The organism is Solirubrobacter deserti, from assembly GCF_027587175.1.
Classification (GTDB): domain Bacteria; phylum Actinomycetota; class Thermoleophilia; order Solirubrobacterales; family Solirubrobacteraceae; genus Solirubrobacter; species Solirubrobacter deserti.
The window spans coordinates 45334-66833 of the sequence record NZ_JAPCID010000027.1 but is presented as its reverse complement, the minus strand read 5'-3'; the positions used below and the strand labels follow the sequence as shown (position 1 = coordinate 66833).

21 protein-coding genes are annotated in these 21500 nt (G+C 70.5%); 17 read left to right on the top strand and 4 right to left on the bottom strand.

The genetic code is table 11. From position 1 onward, the window contains the following. Window positions 1-1158 (bottom strand): inositol-3-phosphate synthase, encoded by a 1158-nt coding sequence (locus tag OJ962_RS18905; protein ID WP_202952050.1) that lies wholly within the window; start codon window positions 1156-1158, stop codon window positions 1-3. Window positions 1159-1293: 135 nt separating this feature from the next. Here OJ962_RS18905 and OJ962_RS18900 point away from each other — a divergent pair, with 135 nt between their 5' ends. The 9 genes from OJ962_RS18900 (at window position 1294) to OJ962_RS18860 (ending at window position 9862) form a co-directional block, all read left to right on the top strand. After that, the gene (locus OJ962_RS18900; RefSeq protein WP_322101337.1) at window positions 1294-2058 is read left to right on the top strand and encodes a ThuA domain-containing protein; all 765 of its coding nucleotides are present in this window, start codon (window positions 1294-1296) and stop codon (window positions 2056-2058) included. 19 nt (window positions 2059-2077) lie between these two features. Continuing rightward, complete coding sequence (locus tag OJ962_RS18895; RefSeq protein ID WP_202952048.1) at window positions 2078-3001, top strand: sialidase family protein; 924 nt, start codon at window positions 2078-2080, stop codon at window positions 2999-3001. A gap of 147 nt (window positions 3002-3148) precedes the next feature. Next, on the top strand, window positions 3149-5032 hold the full coding sequence (locus OJ962_RS18890; RefSeq protein WP_202952047.1) for a TIM barrel protein: 1884 nt from the start codon (window positions 3149-3151) through the stop codon (window positions 5030-5032). 86 nt (window positions 5033-5118) lie between these two features. Further along, window positions 5119-5748 (top strand): hypothetical protein, encoded by a 630-nt coding sequence (locus OJ962_RS18885; RefSeq protein ID WP_202952046.1) that lies wholly within the window; start codon window positions 5119-5121, stop codon window positions 5746-5748. Window positions 5749-5794: 46 nt separating this feature from the next. Next, complete coding sequence (locus tag OJ962_RS18880; RefSeq protein WP_270006531.1) at window positions 5795-6769, top strand: Bug family tripartite tricarboxylate transporter substrate binding protein; 975 nt, start codon at window positions 5795-5797, stop codon at window positions 6767-6769. Next, window positions 6766-7212 (top strand): tripartite tricarboxylate transporter TctB family protein, encoded by a 447-nt coding sequence (locus OJ962_RS18875; RefSeq protein ID WP_202952044.1) that lies wholly within the window; start codon window positions 6766-6768, stop codon window positions 7210-7212. The genes OJ962_RS18880 and OJ962_RS18875 overlap by 4 nt, the downstream gene beginning before the upstream one ends. Window position 7213: 1 nt before the next feature. Continuing rightward, window positions 7214-8722 carry a tripartite tricarboxylate transporter permease gene (locus OJ962_RS18870; RefSeq protein WP_270006530.1) on the top strand — a complete coding sequence of 503 codons (1509 nt, stop codon included), beginning with the start codon at window positions 7214-7216 and terminating at the stop codon, window positions 8720-8722. Next, entirely contained in the window at window positions 8722-8970 is a 249-nt protein-coding gene (locus OJ962_RS18865; protein WP_202952043.1) for a hypothetical protein, read from the top strand. The genes OJ962_RS18870 and OJ962_RS18865 overlap by 1 nt, the downstream gene beginning before the upstream one ends. A 28-nt stretch (window positions 8971-8998) precedes the next feature. Next, a complete protein-coding gene (locus OJ962_RS18860) occupies window positions 8999-9862 on the top strand; it encodes a DMT family protein (protein WP_202952042.1) in 864 nt (287 codons plus the stop codon). Here OJ962_RS18860 and OJ962_RS18855 read toward each other — a convergent pair. After that, window positions 9840-10853 carry an AGE family epimerase/isomerase gene (locus OJ962_RS18855; RefSeq protein ID WP_202952041.1) on the bottom strand — a complete coding sequence of 338 codons (1014 nt, stop codon included), beginning with the start codon at window positions 10851-10853 and terminating at the stop codon, window positions 9840-9842. The two genes, OJ962_RS18860 and OJ962_RS18855, sit on opposite strands and share 23 nt — an antisense overlap. A gap of 39 nt (window positions 10854-10892) precedes the next feature. On the opposite strand from OJ962_RS18855, the gene OJ962_RS18850 reads away from it, so the two are divergent. Further along, the gene (locus OJ962_RS18850) at window positions 10893-11330 is read left to right on the top strand and encodes a VOC family protein (RefSeq protein ID WP_202952040.1); all 438 of its coding nucleotides are present in this window, start codon (window positions 10893-10895) and stop codon (window positions 11328-11330) included. A 67-nt stretch (window positions 11331-11397) separates the two neighbouring features. Continuing rightward, entirely contained in the window at window positions 11398-12951 is a 1554-nt protein-coding gene (locus OJ962_RS18845) for an MDR family MFS transporter (RefSeq protein WP_270006529.1), read from the top strand. Here the strand turns inward: OJ962_RS18845 and OJ962_RS18840 are convergent. Further along, entirely contained in the window at window positions 12920-14254 is a 1335-nt protein-coding gene (locus OJ962_RS18840; protein WP_202952038.1) for a hypothetical protein, read from the bottom strand. The two genes, OJ962_RS18845 and OJ962_RS18840, sit on opposite strands and share 32 nt — an antisense overlap. After that, a complete protein-coding gene (locus OJ962_RS18835) occupies window positions 14251-14931 on the bottom strand; it encodes an ABC transporter ATP-binding protein (RefSeq protein WP_407697525.1) in 681 nt (226 codons plus the stop codon). The genes OJ962_RS18840 and OJ962_RS18835 overlap by 4 nt, the downstream gene beginning before the upstream one ends. 105 nt (window positions 14932-15036) lie before the next feature. On the opposite strand from OJ962_RS18835, the gene OJ962_RS18830 reads away from it, so the two are divergent. The 6 genes from OJ962_RS18830 to mimD are packed head-to-tail and all read left to right on the top strand — an operon-like array spanning window position 15037 to window position 21493. After that, the gene (locus OJ962_RS18830) at window positions 15037-16542 is read left to right on the top strand and encodes a GAF domain-containing protein (protein WP_238930935.1); all 1506 of its coding nucleotides are present in this window, start codon (window positions 15037-15039) and stop codon (window positions 16540-16542) included. Between the two features lie 32 nt (window positions 16543-16574). Beyond that, window positions 16575-17399, top strand: coding sequence for an IclR family transcriptional regulator (locus tag OJ962_RS18825; RefSeq protein ID WP_202952035.1), 825 nt, complete (start codon window positions 16575-16577; stop codon window positions 17397-17399). Next, window positions 17396-19045: a ferritin family protein gene (locus OJ962_RS18820; protein ID WP_202952034.1), complete on the top strand. Its 1650-nt coding sequence runs from the start codon at window positions 17396-17398 to the stop codon at window positions 19043-19045. The genes OJ962_RS18825 and OJ962_RS18820 overlap by 4 nt, the downstream gene beginning before the upstream one ends. A 9-nt stretch (window positions 19046-19054) precedes the next feature. Next, window positions 19055-20053 (top strand): 2Fe-2S iron-sulfur cluster-binding protein, encoded by a 999-nt coding sequence (locus OJ962_RS18815; RefSeq protein ID WP_202952033.1) that lies wholly within the window; start codon window positions 19055-19057, stop codon window positions 20051-20053. Between the two features lie 9 nt (window positions 20054-20062). Then, window positions 20063-21145, top strand: coding sequence for an aromatic/alkene monooxygenase hydroxylase subunit beta (locus tag OJ962_RS18810; protein ID WP_202952032.1), 1083 nt, complete (start codon window positions 20063-20065; stop codon window positions 21143-21145). Window positions 21146-21148: 3 nt separating this feature from the next. After that, window positions 21149-21493, top strand: a complete 345-nt coding sequence (gene mimD, locus OJ962_RS18805) for a propane 2-monooxygenase effector subunit MimD (RefSeq protein WP_202952031.1) — start codon at window positions 21149-21151, stop codon at window positions 21491-21493. Window positions 21494-21500 lie beyond the last annotated feature (7 nt).

The following is a 21500-nucleotide window of genomic DNA, read 5'->3' as shown; positions in this document are numbered from 1 at the left end:
CTATGCGACGACCCGCTGGAGTACCCAGCGCTCGAGCATCTCGTACTGGCGGTGCAGCGAGTGCTCACGCGTGCCGGCCGGATCCTTGAAGAAGAACGCGAGCTCGCTCAGCACGCCGCGCTCCTCGCGCTCCAGCGCCAGCGCCATCAGCCGGATCAGGTCCAGCAGCAGCGGGGCGGCCAGCGAGGAGTCGCAGCCCTCCCACGTGAACTGGAGCTTCATGCGCACGCCGAGGAAGCCCTCGAAGACGATGTGGTCCCAGGCGGTCTTCCACTCGCCCATGTCGCGCACGTCCTCGATGCGGATGGGCGCCTCGACCGGGTAGCCCAGGATGTCCTCGAGCAGCTTGCCCTTGGAGTCGAGCTTGGACTGCGCGCGCTCCGGGTCGGCCAGCGCCGCGCCGTCGCCGCCGCCGAGGATGTTGTAGCCCGCCCAGGAGCGGACCTTCAGGTTTCGCGCACCGAGCGCCGGGGCGAGGACGGACTTCATGAACGTCTCGCCCGTCTTGCCGTCCGAGCCGGCCACGGGCACCTCGTGCGCCTCGGCCAGCGCCTCGATGGCGGGCAGGCGCGCGCCGACCGAAGGCGTGAAGTCCACGAACGCCGCGCCGACCTCGATCGCCGCCAGCGCGTACAGCGCGCTCGGCGGCAGCACGGCCAGGCCGCGGTCCAGCGCGTCCATCAGCAGCGCCGGGTCCTGGTGGGCGGGGTGCGCGTCGACCGGCGCCTCCGTCGAGGAGACGTTGACCACGACGACCTTCTGCAGGTCGTGGCGCGACTTGAACGAGCTCAGGTCGGACACGATGCGCCCGAGCGCGGCGCGCGGCTCCGTGCGCGCGTCATGCCCCGTGATGCCGGGGCGCTGCTCGGACTCAGCGGCCTCGATGGCGGCGCCGAGCGCGTTCGGCAGCCCGACCGGCAGCACGCCGTCGTCAACCAGGCGAGCGGCGCGCAGCGCGAGCGGCGTCTCCACCACGTCGTGCCCGCCGAACACCAGATCGCCGAGCTCGGGCATGCTCGCTTCGGCGAAGTCGGGCCGCATGGTCACCATGCCCGTAGGCTCGGCAAGACCGGCAGCGACGGCCGCCGCGCCCGTGAGCGCGGTGGTGGCGACCGAACCGCGGCCACCGACCATCCAGACGCCGACCCGGCTACTCATGACCTGGACCCTCCACTACACGACGAGCGTAGCGCCGTGCCTCTCCTCGACTCATCGCGTCCACTTTATGCTGCATGTCAAGACCAAGTCTGTTCGTTGCCCGGCAAAACAAATCTTTTGGCTAGGTGCGTAGCGATGTCACGGATGCTTTTCCTGGCCGTTGCCCTGACGCTAGCGTCCGCTTGCGGCAGTGAGGCCCGGCCTAGCCAATCGTCCGAGCGCCTTCGTGTGCTGGTGTTCACAGAGACGACCGGTTTCCGTCACGAGTCCATACCCGACGGAGTGCGTGCCATACAAAGGCTAGGCCGCTCTCACCGGATATCTGTGGATACGACCGGAACGTCCAGGCGGTTCACCGCCAAGGGCCTTGCCCGCTACGACGCCGTGGTCTTCCTCTCGACGACCGGCACGCCGGTCGCCGAGCGCGCCGAGCAGCGCGCGTTCGAGCGCTACATCAGGGCCGGCGGCGGCTACCTCGGCGTGCACGCGGCCTCTGATACACGCGGGAAGTGGGCGTGGTATGAGCGGCTCGTGGGCGCGCGCTTCACGCGTCACGCGCCCGGGACGGCGCGCGCGACCGTGCGCGTGGAGGACCGCACCTCCGCGGCGACCAAGCCGCTTCCCGCCGCCTGGGCGCGCACGGACGAGTGGTACGAGTTCGACCGCAACCCGCGCGGCGCCGCGCACATCCTGGCCACCGTCGACGAGTCCACCTACGAGGGCGGGACGATGGGCGCGGACCATCCGATCGCCTGGTGCCATCGCTACGATGGCGGCCGCTCGGTGTACACCGCGATGGGGCACACGCGGGAGTCCTTCTCCGAGCCGGACTTCCTCGCCCACCTGAGGGGCGCAATCGAGATGGCCGCCGGCCGCGCGAGGTTCAACTGTGCGCCTTAGTAGACCGCTTCCGTTCGTTGTGGCCCTCGCCCTGATGGCGTGCGGCGGGAGCGATCCCGAGCCCACGCCGGAGCCCACGGCCGAGGCGACCAGCGAGGCGACCGCAGCGCCGACGAGCGAAGCGCCCGTGTCCACCACGCCGCCTCCGGCGCCCGACGACGGCTCCAGCCCGGCCGTGAACTCGATCACGGTCGACCCGGAGGACGGGACGCTGATGGTCGGCACCGGCCCGGCCATGTTCATCGTCCGGCCGGGCGAGAAGGAGGGCGAGCGGGTGCTGGGGACGGTCACCACGCCCGCGGGCGAGGGCACGGTGTCGGGCAACATGGTCATGCGCTTCACCGGGCCGGGCGAGCTGCTCGCGTCCGGCCACCCGCAGGGCGGCAACCTGCCGGAGAACCTGCCGATCGTCCGCTCCACCGATCTGGGCAAGACCTGGGAGGCGGTGCCGGGCACCGCAGAGGCCGATTACCACGAGTTCGAGGTCTACGACGACCTGATCATCGCCGTCAGCGTCGACTCCCCGGACATCCTCTCCAGCCGCGACGGCGGCAAGAGCTGGAACAAGAGCACGCCGCCGCAGCTCCCGATCGACGTCGTCGTCGACCCGTCGGACCCGCAGCGCTGGGCCGTGTCGACCGAGCAGGGCACGTTCATCTCCAACGACGTCGGCGGCTCGTGGCGCCCGCGCGATCCCGCCTCCGGCGCCCGCCTCGCCTGGCCCAAGGGCGACGCGCTCTACAGCCTCGACCGCAACGGCAAGCTGCGCATCAGTACCGACGGCGGGCAGTCGTTCAGCGACCGCGGCGACGTCGGCGGCCTCCCGAGCGAATTCACCGCCAACGGACGAAAAGATGAGTTGTTCGTCGCCGTGGTCGGAGGCAAGATCCGGAAGTCCTCGGACGGGGGGAAGTCCTGGGAGACGGTGGCGACGCTGAACTGAGGCGAGGGGCTGGCTACACGTTTAGCTTTCGTTGTCAGACAATGCAAAAGTCGATTGACTTTTGTTCCAAACTTCGGCTAGCGTTGGTACCCGGGTTGTCATTTGGCTCCATTCCTGTCGCTTGGGGCCAGAAAGAGGAGGAGCTACATGAAGGGAATCTCTCGGCGCACGCGCGCGTGCGCCGTTCTGGCGGCCACCGGAGCGTTGGCGCTCACCGGTACCGCCCAGGCCCAGACCACGTTCCCGGAGAAGACCGGCGACGGCGTCCAGACCGGCCAGGGGAGCATCCAGACCTTTAGCCACCGCAACTTCATCGGCAACGGTGGCGGCCTCGGCGCCAACCCGCCGGCGCTGACGATCGCTCCCGCCGCCGACGGCTCGAGCTGCGCCACGGGGACCTCCGACGAGTGCGTGTGGAAGCGCCTCGACGCGCTCTACGGCTACTACGCGGCCAACGGCCTGGACAACATCGAGCTGTACGGCCACCCGTCCCTGCCGACCAACGACGAGATCGAGGGTCCGTACGGCTGGAAGGCGTACCGCGCGATGCTCGACAAGCACGGCCTGCACGCCTCGGGCTGGCACGGCTCGCTGAACGAGTCGCAGTGGCCCGCCCGCGTCGCCGCCGCCAAGATCCTCGGCCTCGACTACATCGGCACGGGCTCCGGCCAGGCCGACGGCGAGAACCTCGACAGCTACGCCAGCATCCTGCGCAGCGCCCAGATCCTCGATCGCCTCGGCAAGTACTCCGTCGAGAACGGCGTCGGCCCGGTCTACGTGCACAACCACACGACCGAGTTCGACCGCAAGTACATGGACAACGGGACGCTCAAGACCGCCTGGGAGATCATGATCGAGCGCACCGACGCGCGCTACGTGGCCTTCCAGGTCGACGCGTTCTGGTCCTCGGACGCGTTCGACGACGCCACCGGCACCGCGACGGCGGCGTTCATCAACAAGTACGCCAACCGCATCAAGTTGATGCACGTCAAGGACGGCACGCGGGTCGGCGCCGAGTTCAACCCGGCCAACCAGAACCCGCCGAACAGCCGCGGCGGCAGCCCGAGCGCCTTCGGCGAGGGCGAGGTCGACTACCGGCCGATCCTGGCCGCCGGCAAGGGCCGCGTCCAGTACTACTCGCAGGAGAACGACAACGCCACGCTGACCACGATGGTCACGAGCCTGCGCAACTTCAAGGGCCGTGGCTCGGCGATCGTCCCGGCGGTCCTCGGCCTGCCGACCACGTTCCCGTCCGTCGCCGCCGGCACCCCGGCCGCCTCGAACGTCGTCCCGATCACGATCAAGAACACGGGCGACGCGCCGCTGGACATCACGAACATCGCGCTGGCCAACAACAACAACCAGAACAACCAGCTGTACCAGTTCCCGGGCGAGCGTCCCGGCGACTTCGCCGTCGTCGACAGCGCCGCCTGCCTCGCCACCGACCTCGCTCCCAACGCGACGTGCTTCGTCAACGTCGGCTTCAAGCCGACCACGACGGATTACAAGTCGGTCGCCCGCCTGATCGTCCAGTCCAACGCCGACAACGCGACGGAGTCGATCCTGCTGAACGGCACGAGCCTGGAAGGCCCGGCTGAGCTCCCGATCGGCGGCAACGTCGACACGGTGCTCAACCTCACGCTGAGCGCCTCGAACACGTTCGGCACGTTCCAGCCGGCCACGGCGCGCAACTACGACCAGACGGTCCTCGCCAACATCGTGAGCACCGCCGGCAACGCCGCGCTGACGGTCCACGACCCCAGCGCCGCCGCTCCCGGCCGCCTGGTGAACGGCACGTTCGCGCTGTCGCAGCCGGTGCAGGTCAACGTGAGCCAGCCGCCGGCGAACACGGCGTCCGCGTTCTCGCCGATCAGCGGCACGCCCACCTCGCTGCTCACGTTCAACGGCCCGACCGCGGGCGCGGTGCAGGCGACGATCGGCCTCCGTCAGGCGATCGCCGTCAACGAGGTCCTGCGTGCGGGCACGTACTCGAAGACGCTGACGTTCACGCTGGGCACGACGCAGCCGTAGGCCAGTAGTCGACCTCTTGCTTTAGGGGGTCAAACGGGGAGCGCCGGTCTCAGACCGGCGCTCCCTTGCTATTCCAGGAGTCAGAGATGCGCAAGTTGCTTTCAGCCATCGTGCTCGCCACCGCCTTCGCGGGCTGTGGCGGTTCCGACTCGCAGCCGCCGGAGGCCGCGACGCCGGTGCCCGTCGCCGAAGCCGAGGAGCAGGGGAACGAGCACGAGCTCGATCTGTCGGGCTACTCCGCCGGCGTCCAGGAGTACTACGGCGGCGCGCACACCCACGCGGACACCGAGCTCGGGAGCGCCGAGGCCGAGTACCACCAGCCGCCCAAACCCGCCGAGGCCAAGCTCGGCGAGCCGATCGAGCTCACGGGCACGGAGATCGGCGTGCGGTTCAAGGTCACGCCGACCAAGGTCGAGCCGGTCGGCGACGACCTGATGGCCGTCCACATCAAGCTCGAGGGCACGGGTGTGACGCAGTACAACCGACCGATGGAGATGGCGTCGATCACGTACCCGGGCGAGAAGCCGACGCCGCTGGACACCGAGGCGAAGGCCAAGTGCTCGAACGGCCTGGACGACATCGTGTTCATCGAGCCGAATCGTTCCCGGAGGGGTTGCCTGCTGTTCCCGCGGTCCGGCGACAAGATGCCCGAGCGCTTCCAGCTCGCGCTCGAGGTCGTGCCGACGATCGCCGGCGGGATCTGGAACCTCGAGTAGCGGGTACTGAACCCCCTGGGTGGGGTCCAGGGCACTCATCGGCGGCGTGCTCGCCGTTCTCGCGCTCGTCGCGATCATCGCTCCCGGCGGAGCTTCGGGCGGCGACGACGCGTCGCAGCCGTACCCGACCCGCCAGCTCGAGATCATGGCGCCGGCCGCGCCGGGCGGCGGGTGGGACACGACCGCGCGCGCGTTCCAGCAGGCCTCGCGCGACGCGGGGCTCGACAAGGGCGTCGAGGTCTTCAACGTCGAGGGCGCGGGCGGGACGCTCGGGCTCTCCGAGCTGGTCTCGAAGTCGAGCGGCGACCCGTACCAGCTGATGATGACCGGGCTCGTGATGCTCGGCGCGATCGAGACCAACGGCTCCGACGTGCCGATCACGCGCACGACGCCGATCGCGACGCTGATCACCGAAGCCGAGGCGATCGTCGTCCCGGCCGACTCGAAGTACCGCTCGATGGAGGACCTCGCCGCGGCGCTGAAGGCCGATCCGGGGTCGGTGCGCGTGGCGGGCGGGTCCGCGGGCGGCGCTGACCAGCTGCTGCTCGGCGAGATCGCCCGCGTGCTCGGCGTGGACCCGAAGCGGACGCGCTACGTCGCGCACTCCGGCGGCGGTGAAGCGAACGCCGCGATCCTCTCCGGCTCGGTGGACGCCGGGATCTCCGGGCTGGGCGAATTCGTCGACCAGGTCGAGGCGGGCAAGATGCGCCTGCTCGCCGTGTCCTCCCCGGTGGAGGCGCAGGTCGACGGCAAGGTGCCGCCGACGATCAAGGACGCGGGCGTGGACCTCGAGCTCACCAACTGGCGGATGCTGGTCGCGCCGCCGGGGCTCGAGGACGCCGAGCGCGAGCGGATCACCGAGTACGTGACCAAGGTGCTCGAGTCGCCGGCGTGGCAGGAGAACGTCGAGCGCTACGACTGGCAGCCGTTCGTCAAGACGGGGCGCGAGCTCGACGACTTCGTGGCGAGCGAGCAGCGGCGCGTGCAGCAGGTCGTGGCGGATCTGGGCATCGGCAAGTGACCGGCGCACGCGTCTTCGGCGGCGTGCTGCTGGCGTTGGGCGTCGTCGCGTTCGTGGCCACGCTGGGCGTGGGCGACGGCTGGCAGGCGAGCGGGCCGCGGCTCGCGCCCGCGGTCTCGGCGGCGGCGCTCGTGGTGCTGGCGCTGGCGTTCCTGGTCCGGCCGGGCGAGAAGCTGGCGGCGCACGTGACGGAGGCCGGTGAGCGCACGCACTGGCCGACGCCCGCGCTGCTGGTCGCACTGCTCGTGGGCTACGCGCTCGCGCTCGACCTGCTCGGCTATGCGCTCGCGACCGCGATCTTCTACTGGCTGGCGACGTGGCTGCTCGGCTCGCGCTCGCCCGTGCGTGACGTCGCGATCGCCGTCGCGCTGGGCGTGGTGACGTCGTTCGTGTTCTCCGAGTGGCTCAACGTGCAGCTGCCGACCGGGCCCTGGGGCCTCTGACGTGCTCGTGCTCGCCGCCAACCTGCTGGACGGCTTCGCCGCGGTGCTGACGCCGCAGAACCTGCTGCTGGCCGCGCTGGGCGTGACGCTCGGGACGCTGGTCGGTGTGCTGCCGGGGATCGGGCCCGCGCTGACGATCGCGCTGCTGCTGCCGATCACGTTCAACTTCGAGGACCCGGTGGGCGCGTTCATCCTGTTCGCCGGCATCTACGCGGGCGGCATGTACGGCGGCTCGACGACGTCGATCCTGCTCAACACGCCGGGCGAGTCGGCGTCGGTGGCGACGGCCATCGAGGGGTTCGAGATGGCCAGACGCGGGCGCGGGCGCGCCGCGCTGGCCACGGCGGCGATCGGCTCGTTCGTGGCCGGGACGATCGGGATCGTCGCGCTGACGCTGGTGGCCGATCCGGTCGCGTCGCTGGCGGTCAAGTTCCGCGCCGAGGACTACTTCGCGCTGACGCTGCTGGCGTTCGCGTCGGTCACGGCGCTCACGTCCTCGTCGCTGGTTCGGGGCTTCGCGTCGCTGTGCGTCGGGCTGCTGATCGGCTTCGTCGGCATCGACCAGCTGACGGGCCAGTCGCGGCTCACCTTCAGCGTCGACCAGCTCGGCAACGGCGTCGACATCGTGATCGTCGCCGTCGGGCTGTTCGCGGTCGGCGAGGCGCTGCACATGGCCGCCAAGCTGCGGTCGCGGCCGGACGAGCTGGTGCCGACCGAGCCGGGCGGGTCGTGGCTGTCCAAGCAGGACCTCCGGCGCTCCTGGAAGCCGTGGGTGCGCGGCGCCGGGATCGGCTTCCCGTTCGGCGCGCTGCCCGCGGGCGGCGCCGAGGTGCCGACGTTCCTGTCCTACGCGACCGAGAAGAAGCTCGCGCCCGACCGCGAGTGGGGCGAGGGCGCGATCGAGGGGGTCGCCGGTCCGGAGGCGGCCAACAACGCGTCCTTCTCCGGGACGCTGGTGCCGCTGCTGACGCTGGGCATCCCGACGAGCGCGACCGCCGCGATCATGCTCGCCGCGTTCCAGATCTTCAACCTGCAGCCCGGGCCGGAGCTGTTCGAGACCAACAGCGAGCTCGTGTGGACGCTGATCGCGTCGCTGTACGTCGGCAACATCATGCTGCTGGCGCTGAACCTGCCGCTGATCCGCGTGTGGGTGAAGGTGCTCGAGATCCCGCGCGCGCTGCTGTACGCGGGCATCCTGGTGTTCGGCACGCTCGGCGTCTACTCGCTCAGCGGGAGCGTCGTCGAGGTGCTGGTGATGTACGCGATCGGCGTGATGGGCTTCTTCATGCGCCGCTTCGACTTCCCGATCGCGCCCGTGATCCTCGGGGTCATCCTCGGGCCGCTGATGGAGACGCAGGCCCGGCGCGCGCTGACCGCCTCCGGCGATGACTTCTCCGTCTTCTTCTCGCGGCCGCTCACGGTCATCTTGCTGATCCTCGCGGTCGCCGCCTTCGTCATCCCGCACCTGCCGGCTCTGAAGAAGCGGCTAGCGTTCGGTGAAGACGACTGATGGCCCTCACCTTCCTGCGCTACGTCCTCCCCGCCCTGCTGGTCCTCGCCGGCTTCGTCGTGCTGTTCGCCGTCGACGACGACATCCGCTGGGACGGCTGGGCGATGCTCGTCGGCTCCGGCCTCGCCCTGCTGCTGCTCAACGTCCTGTTCCGCTACGGAGCGAAGGGCGACGAGGAGCGCGAGGCGGAGGAGTCCGCGCGCGAGTACTTCGCCGAGCACGGCCGCTGGCCGGACGACCCGGCCTGATCCGGACCGCCTCGTACCCTGTCTCGCCGTGCCTCTGTCGGTTCAGGTGGGTGTGTTGTGCGCGGTGTTGACCGCGCTCGGGTCGATCGTCGGCTTCTTCCTCAAGCACAAGGGGGCGATCAAGGCGCCGCTGGTGGACGCCAAGCGCCCGATCCACAGCTCCATCCAGCTGTTCAAGTCGCCGATCTACACGCTCGGCTGCGTCGTGGCGACCACCTCGTGGGGCTTCCACGTCGCGGCGCTGGCGCTCGCGCCGATCAGCCTCGTGCAATCCGTGATCGCGGGCGGGCTGGTGCTGATCACGGTCGTGGCCGACCGCTTCTTCGGGCACAAGGTCACGCGGCGGGAATGGATCGGCGTCGCCCTCACGGCCGCAGGGCTGGCCTTCCTCGCCGCGACGCTCGAGGGCACGGCGGATGAGGCGCACTCGGACTACGACGCGGCGATCTTCGCCGTCACGCTGATCGCGACCACCGTCGCCGCAGTCGTGCTCACGTTCCGCAACGGCACCAACGGGCCGGCGCTGGCAGTCGCCGCGGGCCTGCTGTGGGCGGGTAGCGACATCACGATCAAGGCGCTCACCGGCCACGACGGCCTCGGCCTGAGCACGATCTTCCACCCGTTCGCGGTGATCATCGTCGTGTGGTCGCTGGTCGCGCTGCTGATCTCCGCCAAGTCGCTGCAGCTCGGGCCCGTGGTGCCGGTGATCGCGCTCACCAGCGCGACCGCGAACGTGCTCACGATCGCCGCCGGCCCGGTCGTGTTCCAGGAGCCGCTGCCCGAGGACCCGGGCGCGCTGCTGATCCGCCTGGCCGCGTTCGCGCTCGTGATCACGGCGGCGGCGATGACCCCGCCGCCGGGCTCTGAGCTCAAGAAGGAAGTGCCTGCGTAACCGCGGTCAGGGCGTGGTAGACGTCCGGCTTGCCGTCCCAGATCGTGGACGCCGGACGGTTGTCGGTATCGAGCTCGTGCCACCAGGAGCCGCCCTCACGGTCGATGAAGTGCTGCTCGGCCAGCTCCCACCACGCCCGCTCGAACTCGCGCTCGCCGAGCACGGCGGCCGCCGCGATCGCCTCGCACAGCACCCAGTGCAAGCGGGCCCGCACGACCGGGCGCCCGTCGAAGTCGACGGTGTAGAGGAAGCCTGAGCCGTCCCAGCCGTCGTGGACGGCGCCCGCGAACAGCCGCTGCGCCTCCGCCTCGAACCCGAGCCCGTGGGCGAGCCGCGCCCACTCGAACCCGTGGCCGGGCGTCGAGCCGTAGGGCCGGAACGGGTGCGCCGGGTCGTCGCGGTTGTAGTGCGGGAGCGGGCGCCAGCTCGGGTCGTAGTGCTCGATCACCCGCACGCCGCCGACGAACCGCTCCGTGATGCGCGAGGCCCGCTCGACCCACAGCGGGTCGCCGGTCGCCACCATCGCCTCGACGCCGTGCATGTTCGCGTTCGCGCCGCGATAGGGCTCGACCGCGCTCCAGTCGCGCGAGCACACGTCGGCCAGCGCGCCGAAGCGCTCCTCCCAGAAGCGGGTCTCGAGCACCTCAAGCGCCTCGGCGAGCAGGTCGGCGTCGCCCGCGGCGGCCGCCGCGAGCACGACGAACACGTGCTCGTAGGCCTTCTTGTCCCCCGGCTCGCCGGCGACCGAGAACCAGCCGCCGTGCTCCGGGTCCCGGAAGTCCTCGCGCAGCGCCGCCAGGCCGTGCTCGACGAGCTCGGTCTCCCCCGCGCGAGCGAACACGTACGTCATGCGCGTGTTGATCCACAGCTCGCGCCGGCGCGACAGGTCGAGCGAGCCGTCCACCCGCAGCCACCCGAAGCCGCCCTCCGGGTGCACGGACCCGCGGGCGAAATCCAGCAGCCGGGCGCGTTCAGCAGAAAGTTCCAGCACGGCCGATGAGTTTCGCGCACGCGGCCCGTCCTTGCCGCCATGAACCGCATGATCTTCATCAACCTCCCGGTCCGGGACATCGAGGCCACCACCGCCTTCTACACGTCGCTCGGGTTCGCCTTCAACCCCGCGTTCGCCTCGCCACAGTCCGCGTGCATGGCGCTCAACGACTCCGCGTTCGTGATGTGGCTCTCGTACGAGCACTTCGCGGACTTCACGGACGGCGCCGCCATCCTCGACCCGCGCGAGAACACGACCGCCGCGTTGTACGCGCTCTCGGCCGATTCCCGCGAGGCCGTCGACGCGACCGTGGCCGCCGCGGTGGCCGCAGGCGGCGCCGAGCACGGCGCCGCCCAGGACCACGGCTTCATGTACAGCCGCGCGTTCCGGGACCTCGAAGGGCATGGCTGGCAGGTCATGTGGATGGACCCGCAGGCCGCCGCCGACGGCCCGCCGGACATGGCTGAGACGGCGTAGTCCGATCCTGGGTAGTTCTTCAGGCACGTCCTCCCCGCACGACAACACGCTCACGGGCCGCGCGCTCGTGCCGGTGTTCGCCGCGCTGATGCTCGGCATGTTCCTCGCCGCGCTCGACCAGACGATCGTGTCGACCGCGTTGCCGACGATCGTCGGCGAGCTCGGCGGGCTCGAGCACCTGTCCTGGGTGGTCACGTCCTACCTGCTCGCGACCACCGCCTCCACGCCGCTGTACGGCAAGCTCGGCGACATGTACGGGCGCAAGCCCGTGTTCCTGGTCGCGATCGTGATCTTCCTGATCGGGTCGGTGCTGAGCGGGCTCAGCCAGTCGATGACGGAGCTGATCGCGTTCCGCGCCGTGCAGGGGCTGGGCGCCGGCGGGCTGATGGTCGGCGCACAGGCGATCATCGCCGACGTCGTCCCGCCGCGCGACCGCGGCCGCTACATGGGCCTGATCGGCTCCGTGTTCGCGGTCGCGTCCGTCGCGGGCCCGCTGCTCGGCGGCTTCTTCGTCGACACGCTCTCCTGGCGCTGGGTGTTCTACGTGAACCTGCCGGTCGGCGTGATCGCGATCGCGATCATCGTCTTCCGGCTGCGCCTGCACACGCCCGCCACGCGCCACAAGATCGACTACCTCGGCGCGACGCTGCTGACCGCGGGCGTGAGCGCGATCATCCTCGTCACCACCTGGGGCGGCAGCGAGTACGCCTGGGCCTCGCCGACGATCATCGGCCTAGCGATCGCCGGCGTGATGCTGGTCGCGCTGTTCATCGCGCAGGAGTCACGCGCGGACGAGCCGATCATCCCGCTGAACCTGTTCCGCTCGGTCGTCTTCAGCGTCGCGTCCTCCCTGGGGTTCCTGATCGGCCTGGCGATGTTCGGCGCGATCACGTTCATCCCGCTGTTCCTGCAGCTCGTCTACGGCGTCTCGCCGACTTCCTCGGGCCTGCGCATGCTGCCGCTGATGGCGGGGCTGCTCAGCGCATCGATCATCAGCGGCCGCACGATCAGCCGGATCGGCCGCTACAAGCCGTTCCCGATCGCGGGCTGCGCCGTCACCGCGTGCGGCATGTTCCTGCTCTCGCGGCTGGAGGTCGACACGCCCCCGTGGCTCGCGTCCGTGTACATGCTGGTCGTCGGCATCGGGATCGGCTTGACGATGCAGGTGCTCGTGCTCGCGGTGCAGAACTGCGCGCCGCCGAAGGACATCGGGGTCGCGACCAGTGCCGCGACGTTCTTCCGCTCGATGGGCGGCTCGCTCGGCGTCGCGCTGTTTGGCGCGGTCTTCGCCGCCCGGCTCGCGAACGAGCTCGCGCAGTTCCCGCCCGCGATCGCGTCCCGCTTCAGCGGCGGGCTGAGCATCAGCCCGGACGAGGTCCACAGCCTTCCGACCGAGGCTCAGACCGACTTCCTGCACGCGTTCGTCGCTGCGCTGCAGCCCGTGTTTCTCGTCGGCGCGGTGCTGACCGCGCTGGCGTTCCTGCTCGCCTGGGGCCTGAAGGAGGTGCCGCTGCGCGGGTCCGCACGCCCGCCCGCGGACCTCGAGGGCGCCGACGCGGTCGCCGGCGCCACGGGCGCCGACGAGCTCGTCACGCCGCGCGAAGGTTCTCGGGCGCGATAGCGGCGCGCACGAGCGGGCGCAGCAGCCGGACCGCGAGCCGCGCGACGAGTGCGAGGAGCAGCGCGGCGACGACGGCCGCCGCGAGCCCGAGCAGCGCCGGACCGAGCAGCTCGTCCGCCGGCGGCCACGCGCCGATCGCCACGCTGATGAGCGAGAACAGGACCACGTTGCCGAGCGCCGCGCCGAGCGCGACGGCCGGCACGACCGTGGCGAGCAGCTGGCGGACCAGCACGCGCCCGAGCCCGCGCTCGTCGAGGCCGAAGACGGCCAGCGTGGCGAGCGGGCGACGCGCGGCGACGAGGTGCTCGATCGCGTTGAGCACGAGCGAGAAGACGGCCACCGCGGCGCCGGCGACGACCACGGCCACCGACAGCCCCAATCCACCGACGTAGAAGCCGAGATCCTGTGCCGCCCACTCGTACTCGAAGTTCAGCGTCTCGTACGCGTACAGCGCCTGGAAGCCGAGCGCGACGCCGCACACCATCAGCACCGCCGCGACGCGCCCCGCGGTCCGCGGGTCGGCCCGCAGCCGGCGCGCCGCGAGCAGCGACTCGGTGTCCGGCCGGCGCTCGAGCGCCCGCGCGGCGGCGAGCACGAGCCGGGGGCCGGCGGCGAAGGCGAACACGAGCAGTCCGACGATGGCGATCAGCAGCCCGACGTTGCTCTCGGAGTCCACGTAGCTGGCCATGCTCACCACCACCAGAAGCGCGCCCGCAATGAGCGCCGCCGCGTTCGCGGCGCCCGGGCGCGCCGAGGTCCCGCCGCCGCGCTCGCGCAACAGCGCGCCCGCGCCCGTGCCGCAGACGGTCAGCACCGGGATCAGCGCGAGCCAAGTGACGACGTCGGCCGCATCCGGCACGGCGACGAGCCGGGCCCCCGACGGTGGGAGCACGCCCGCGGCGATCCAGAACACCAGGTACGCGGGCGCGGCCAGCACGGCGCCCAGCGCCGCGGCCCAGCCCGCCTGGGCGGCCGCGATCGCGCGCAGCTGGCCGGGCGTCGCCCCGGCGAGGCGCAGCGCCGCCAGGCGCTGGTCGCGCGCGACCGACGCGGTCCGCAGCGCCTGCACGGTCAGCGCCAGCACCGGAACGATCAGCAGCAGCGCGCCGACGATCACGCCGAGCTGCAGGTCGTCCTCGGTGACGTAGCTGACCAGGCCGTCGGCGCTCGACCCGCGCGCGACGTGCAGCGCGAACAGCAGCAGCTGCCCGGCGAGCGCGATCGAGCCGGCGATGATCGCGGTCCGACGCCGCTCCGCGTCCGCCGCGGACCGGGCCAGCCGGATGGTGGTCGTCACCTTCATCGCGTCAACCTCGCCATGTCCAGGCGGCCGTCGAGCAGCCGCACCTCACGATCCGCGCGGGCGGCCACGTCGCGATCGTGCGTGACGATCACGACGGCCACGCCGCCCTCCCCCGCCTCGCCGACCAGCAGCTCGAGCAGCTCGAACCCGCCGGCCTGGTCGAGGCTGCCGGTGGGCTCGTCGGCGAACACGATCTCGGGCTCGGTGACCAGCGCCCGGGCGACCGCCACGCGCTGGGACTCGCCGCCGCTGAGCTCGGCCGCGAGCGTGTCGCGCTCCTGCCCGATGCCCACGCGGTCCAGCCACCCGGCGGCGGCGCGCAGCGCACGCCCGCGCGCCCACCCGTCCAGCAGCAGCGGCAGCGCGACGTTCTCCACCGCCGCCAGATCGGGAACGAGCTGGCCGAACTGCAGCACGACGCCGACGTCGCGCCGCCGCAGCGCCGCGCGCTGCGCCTCGCTCAGCGCGGTCAGGTCGTAGCCGAGCAGCCGCACCACCCCGAGCTGTGCGGGCAGGATCCCGGCCGCGACGTGCAGCAGCGTGGACTTCCCGCACCCGCTGGGCCCGGTCACGGCCACGACCTCCCCCGCGTCGACGTGCAGCTCGACGCCGCGCAGCGCCGGCGTGCGCGTGTAGGCGTACTCGACGCCGATCAGCTCGAGGACTGCGCGCGGGATTGCGCAACCGTAGCCGAGCGGACCGAGCAGGCGACCCAGCCTGCCCGCGTTCCAGCCATCCTGGAGATTTCCACGGATGTGCAAAACGCCTGTAGCCTGACCATCGTGGGCGAAAATTCGTGGCTCGCCGTCAGCGCCGGCACCACGCCCCTGGTAAGAGCACAGGAGCTGCGCTTCGCGTGGGAGCGCTTCATGGCGGACGACGACGGCGACCCGGCGCTCGTGCGCGAGGCGATCACGGACTCCTGGCGCCGCAGCAGTGCCGCGGGTGTGGACCCCACCGGCGGGCGCCTCGCCCCGATCGTCGCCGACGAGCGCGAGACGCACGACCGCTACTCCGAGCACCCGCTGCACCGGGCCTCGCCGTTGATCCACGAGTGCCTGTCCGCGATCGCCGACGAGGCCGGCTACCTGATCGTGATCAGCGACGCCGACGGCACGCTGATGAGCATCGAGGGCAGCGCGGACGTGCGCCTGCGGGCCGCCGGCGACATGAACTTCGCCGAGGGCACGCTGTGGAGCGAGGGCGGTGCGGGCACGAACGCGATCGGCACCGCGCTCGCGCTCGACCACGCCGTCCAGGTCTTCGGGCCCGAGCACTTCTCCGACCCCGTCCAGCGCTGGACGTGCAGCGCCTGCCCGATCCACGACCCGGACACGGGCGAGGTGATCGGCGTGATCGACCTCACGGGCGACCTGCAGACCGTCCATCCGCACAGCCTCGCGGTCGCGACCGCCACCGCGCGCGCCGTCGAGGCCAGCCTCCAGCTCGCGCTGCAGGAACGCGACGCGCGCCTGCAGGCCCGCTACGGCGGGCGGGTCAGCCCGGACCGCAGCGCGCTCGTCACGCCCACGGGCCGCGCGATCGGCGCGGTCCCGCGCGGCTGGAAGCTCACCGGGCGGCTCGTCATCCCGCCGGGCGGCGGCGAGCTGACGCTGCCGTCCGGCGCGCACGCCGTGGCCGAGCCGGTCGCGCCGACGCTGGAGGCGTTCGTCGTGCACGCGCTCGAGCCCAAGCGCGTGACCTCCGTCTCCAAGCCGCTGGTCAAGCTGCGCTTCCTCGGCCGCGACCGAGCGGAGCTGGACACCGGCGAGCAGATCACGACGCTGCGGCCGCGCTTGGCGGAGATCCTCGCGCTGCTGTGCGCGAACCCGGAAGGCATGAGCGCGGAGCGCCTGTGCGCGGACCTGCACGGGGACGGCGGCAGCGTGTCCTCCGTCCGGGTCGAGGTGTCGCGGCTGCGCAAGCTCCTCGGCCCGTGGATCGACACCGAGCGCTACCGGCTCACCTGCGACGTGGAGTCCGACGTGCGCCGCGTGGAGGGCCTGCTCGCCGCCGGCAACACGCGGGCGGCGGCTGAGGCCTACCCGGGCCCGCTGCTGCCGAGCAGCGAGGCGCCCGGCGTCACGCGCGAGCGCGAGCGGGTCGAGCACTGGCTGCGCCAGGCCGTCATGACGGCGGAGGATCCCGAGGCGCTGTGGGCGTACGTGCAGGTCGCGCACGACGATCTCGCCGCCTGGAAGCGGCTGCTCACCCACCTCGAGTTCCGCGACCCGCGGCGCCCGCTGGCGGCGGCCCGGGTCTCTGCTCTTCGTGCAGCGCTGATGTAACGCCCCGGTGGTGGACTCCTCTGCGGAGGAGAATGCAGGCGACCCGTACACATCGGGGCCTCAGCACCGCGCGCGCGGCACTGCGTGTCACGTGGCTGCTGGCCCGTGCCCCCGACGGCATCCGCGCGGACCAGGTGGCCGAGACGCTCGGCAAGAGCTCGAGCACGGCCTACAACCTGCTCGCCTCGCTGTGCGACGAGGGCGTCGCCGAGCGCCACACGGGCGGCGTCTACAGGCTCTCTCCCGCATTCCGGGAGACGGTGGCCGAGGAGTCCGACCGCCACGATCTCAGCGGCGTCGTCGACGACCTCCTCGCGCGTACGCACAAGCGGGCCTATCTGGCCGTCCTGCGCGACAACGAGCTGCGGATCGTGCTCGAGCGCGGCCTGCAGGGCATGCCGAAGCTGCCCGGGATGAGCCCGGAGATCGCCGACAACGCGCACGCGCTGGCGCTGGGCAAGGTCGTGCTCGCGCTCGGCCCGCGATCCGCGGTCGACGCCTACGCGCACGCCGGCCTCAAACGCTTCACCGCCGCGACCATCACGGAGCCCGACGCGCTGCACGAGGAGCTGCGCCGGGTCCGCCTCACGGGCGTCGCCCAGGAGCGCGAGGAGTTCGAGCGCGACTTCTGCTGTCTGGCCGCGCCCGTGCTCGACCACGACCGCCGCTTCCTCGGCGCGGTCGGCATCTCGATGTCCAGGCGGGCCTTCGACCACGAACGCGAGCAGCTCGAGGAGACGCTCCGCGACGTCGTCGGATTCCAACGATCTGCCGAGATCCGGGCCGAACTTGATCACGGCCCACACGCCCACGTAACTGCTCTCCAGGGACGACGTTTCCAAAGGAGGCGGCCTTGAGCCGAGCCAGCATCACAAAGGCCCATCAGAAGATCCAGGAGCTGTCCTGGGAGCCCACCTTCGTGGAACCGGTCGACAAGTACCCGACCGACTACACGTTCGAGAAGGCGCCCAAGAAGGACCCGCTCAAGCAGGTCCTGCGCTCCTACTTCCCGATGGAGGAGGAGAAGGACAACCGCGTCTTCGGCGCGATGGACGGCGCCATCCGGGGCAACATGTTCCGGCAGGTCCAGGAGCGCTGGATGGAGTGGCAGAAGCTGTTCCTGTCGATCATCCCGTTCCCGGAGATCAGCGCCGCCCGGGCGATGCCGCTCGCCATCAACGCGGTGCCGAACCCCGAGGTCCACAACGGGCTCGCGATCCAGATGATCGACGAGGTCCGCCACAGCACGATTCAGATGAACCTGAAGCGGCTGTACATGAACCACTACATCGACCCCGCCGGGTTCGACCTCACCGAGAAGGGCTTCGCCAACTGCTATGCCGGCACGATCGGCCGCCAGTTCGGCGAGGGCTTCATCACCGGTGACGCGATCACCGCCGCGAACGTCTACCTGACGATCGTCGCCGAGACCGCGTTCACCAACGTGCTGTTCGTCGCCATGCCGGGCGAGGCCGCGGCCAACGGCGACTACCTGCTGCCGACGGTCTTCCACAGCGTCCAGTCGGACGAGTCACGCCACATCTCCAACGGCTACTCGATCATCCTCATGGCGCTCGCCGACGAGCGCAACCGCCAGCTGCTCGAGCGCGATCTGCGCTACGCATGGTGGAACAACCACGCCGTCGTGGACGCCGCCATCGGCACGTTCATCGAGTACGGCACCAAGGACCGCCGCAAGGACCGCGAGTCCTACGCGGAGGCCTGGCGGCGCTGGATCTACGACGACTACTACCGCTCCTACCTGGTCCCGCTGGAGAAGTACGGCCTCACGATCCCGCACGACCTGGTCGAGGAGTCCTGGAACCGGATCTGGAACAAGGGCTACATCCACGAGGTCGCCCAGTTCTTCGCCACGGGCTGGTTCGCCAACTACTGGCGGATCGACGGGATGGACGACTCCGACTTCGAGTGGTTCGAGTTCAAGTACCCCGGCTGGTACGACAAGTACGGCCGCTGGTGGGAGAAGTACACCGAGCTCTCCAAGAAGAACGGCCACAAGCCGATCGCCTTCGAGGCCGAGGCCAACTACCAGTACCCGCACCGCTGCTGGACCTGCATGGTCCCGTGCCTGATCCGCGAGGACACGGTCATGGACGAGGTCGACGGCCAGGTGCGCACGTACTGCTCGCAGACCTGCCACTGGACCGACAAGGTCGCCTTCCGGCCGCAGTACGAGGGCCGTGACACGCCGAGCATGGGCCGGCTGGGCGGCATGCGCGAGTGGGAGACGCTCCACCACGGCAAGGACCTCGCCGAGATCATGCAGGACTCGCTCGGCTACGTCCGCGACGACGGCCACACGCTGATCCCGCAGCCGCACCTGAACCTGGACCCGAAGGAGATGTGGACGCTCGACGAGGTCCGCGGGATCACGCTCAACAGCCCGAACGTGCTGCTGAACGAGATGTCGCCGGAGGAGCGTGAGGCCCACATGGCCCAGTACAAGCGCGGAGGCCCGGCCGGGCGGCCGGCGGCCGCGTAGGGATCAGCGATGAAGCACACCGTGCGCTTCGAGCCCGTCGGCATCGAGATCGAGGTCGACGAGGAAGAGACCATCCTCAACGCCGCCTTCCAGCAGGGCATCATGCTGATGCACGGCTGCAAGGAGGGTCAGTGCTCGGCGTGCAAGTCGTTCATCCTCGACGGCGAGGTCGATCTGGACCGCTACTCGACGTTCGCGCTCCCCGACTTCGAGGAGGCCGAGGGGTGGACGCTGCTGTGCCGCGCCCACCCCTACTCGGACCTCGAGATCGAGCTCATCAACTACGACGAGGAGATCATCCACGGTGGCGTGCCGCCGCGGACGATTTCCACGTCGGTGGTGTCGGTGGCCAAGCTCACCTCCGACATCTACTCGCTCACGCTCAAGCCGTCCGAGCCCTTCGAGTTCAAGCCCGGCCAGTACGTGGACATCCAGATCCCGGGCACCGAGCTGCACCGCTCGTTCTCGATGGCCAACACGGACCCGGACACGCTCGAGTTCATGATCAAGCACTACGAGGGCGGCAGGTTCAGCGGCCAGCTCGCGGACGGCTCGATCCGGCCGGGGGACGAGCTCAACGTCACCGGCCCCTACGGCGTCTTCACCCTGCGCCCCAGCTCCCCGCGCCGGCTGCTGTTCATCGGCGGCGGCGCGGGCATGGCGCCGATCCTCTCCCTGCTGCGCTCCCTGCGTGAGAGCGGGTCCGAGCGCGCTCGGGCCTACTACTACGGCGCGCGCACCGAGGCCGACCTGTTCCAGCTGGACGAGCTGGCCTCGCTCGAATGCGGCTTCGTGCCCGCCTGCAGCGAGAACAGCAACGGCTGGAGGGGCGAGTGCGGGCTGATCACCGATGTCGTCTCCCGCCTGGAGGGCGACATCGCCGAGGTCGACGCCTACGTCTGCGGCCCGCCGCCGATGGTCGAGGCGGCCATCGCGCTGCTGGAGGCCAAGGGCGTGCCCGAGGCGCACATCTACTACGACAAGTTCACCACCACCGCGGACCAGTGAGGAGGCCGGATGGCCACAGAGGTCAAGGAACGCAGCGTCCCCAAGCCTGCGTTCACGGACGCCGAGGCGGGCGCCAAGGAGTTCCCGTCCTGGCAGAGCCGGAGCTACAACTACTTCACTCCGCGCAAGCGGCGCGCGACGGTCTATGAGGACGTCACGGTCGACGTCCAGCCCGACCCCGCCCGCCACCTCTCCCAGGGCTGGGTGTACGAGTTCGCGAACGGTGTCGGCGGCTACCCGCAGGAGTGGACCGCACTCAAGTCCTCGAACTGGCACCAGTTCCTCGACCCGAACGAGGAGTGGGAGCAGACGATCTATCGCAACAACGCGAACGTCGTCCGCCAGATCTCGCAGAACATCGAGCACGGCCGCACCGCGGGCGTGTACGCGGCCTTCGACCCCGCGTGGGTGAAGGTGCTCGAGCGGCACGTGTTCGCGTGGGCGCACGCCGAGCACGGCATCGGGCTGCACGTCTACACGCCCGCGCAGCGCGACGCGCCGACGAACATGATCAACAACGCGATGGCGGTCGGCGCCGTCCACAAGCTGCGCTTCGCGCAGGACCTGATCCTCTACAACCTCGCGCTGAGCGAGGAGATCGACGGCTTCGACGGCTCGATCCACCGGCAGACCTGGCAGGAGGATCCGGTCTGGCAGCCGACGCGCGAGTTCGTCGAGCAGCTCACCGCCACCCGCGACTGGGCCGAGCAGTGGTTCGCCACCTCGGTCGTGTTCGAGCCGATGCTGGGGGAGCTGTTCCGGTCGGGCTTCGTGATGCAGGTCGCGGCGCTGCACGGCGACTTCGTCACGCCGACGATCATGGGCGCCGGAGAGTCCGACGCCGCCCGCGAGCAGCGCGGCGCGCGCGTGCTGTTCCGGATGCTCACCGACGACGCCGAGCACGGCGCGGCGAACCAGGCGCAGCTGCGCCAGTGGCTGTCGACGTGGAACGCGGCGGCGGAGAACGCCGCCCGCACGCTGCAGCCGATCTGGTCGCAGATCTCGGAGAAGGTCGTGCGCTTCGAGGACTCGCTCGAGCGCTCGAAGGCGCGTCAGCAGGCGCTGCTGGCGGACATCGGACTGGAGGCCTAGCGCATGACGCACTTCCAAGCGGACGCCACGCCGTCCAACAAGGCGGGCGTGACGTTGATGAACAACCAGGTCGGCTACGTGGTCGCGAACGTCATGCGCGACAAGGACAACGTGACCGTCACGGAGCTGCCGTCGATGATCCGCGTCGACGGCGTCAACAAGATCGACTTCGACTACGAGGAGATCGCCGAGGCCCTCGGCTGGGACGACTTCGGCAACGACGACTTCGAAGAGATCATGTCCACGCACTATGGGCGTATGGTTGTCCTCGACGATCGCGTGTTGCTGTTCGCCAATCCGGAGGACGCGGCCGAGTACATCGACTTCGACCTCCAAGTCGTCGAGTAGGACGGAG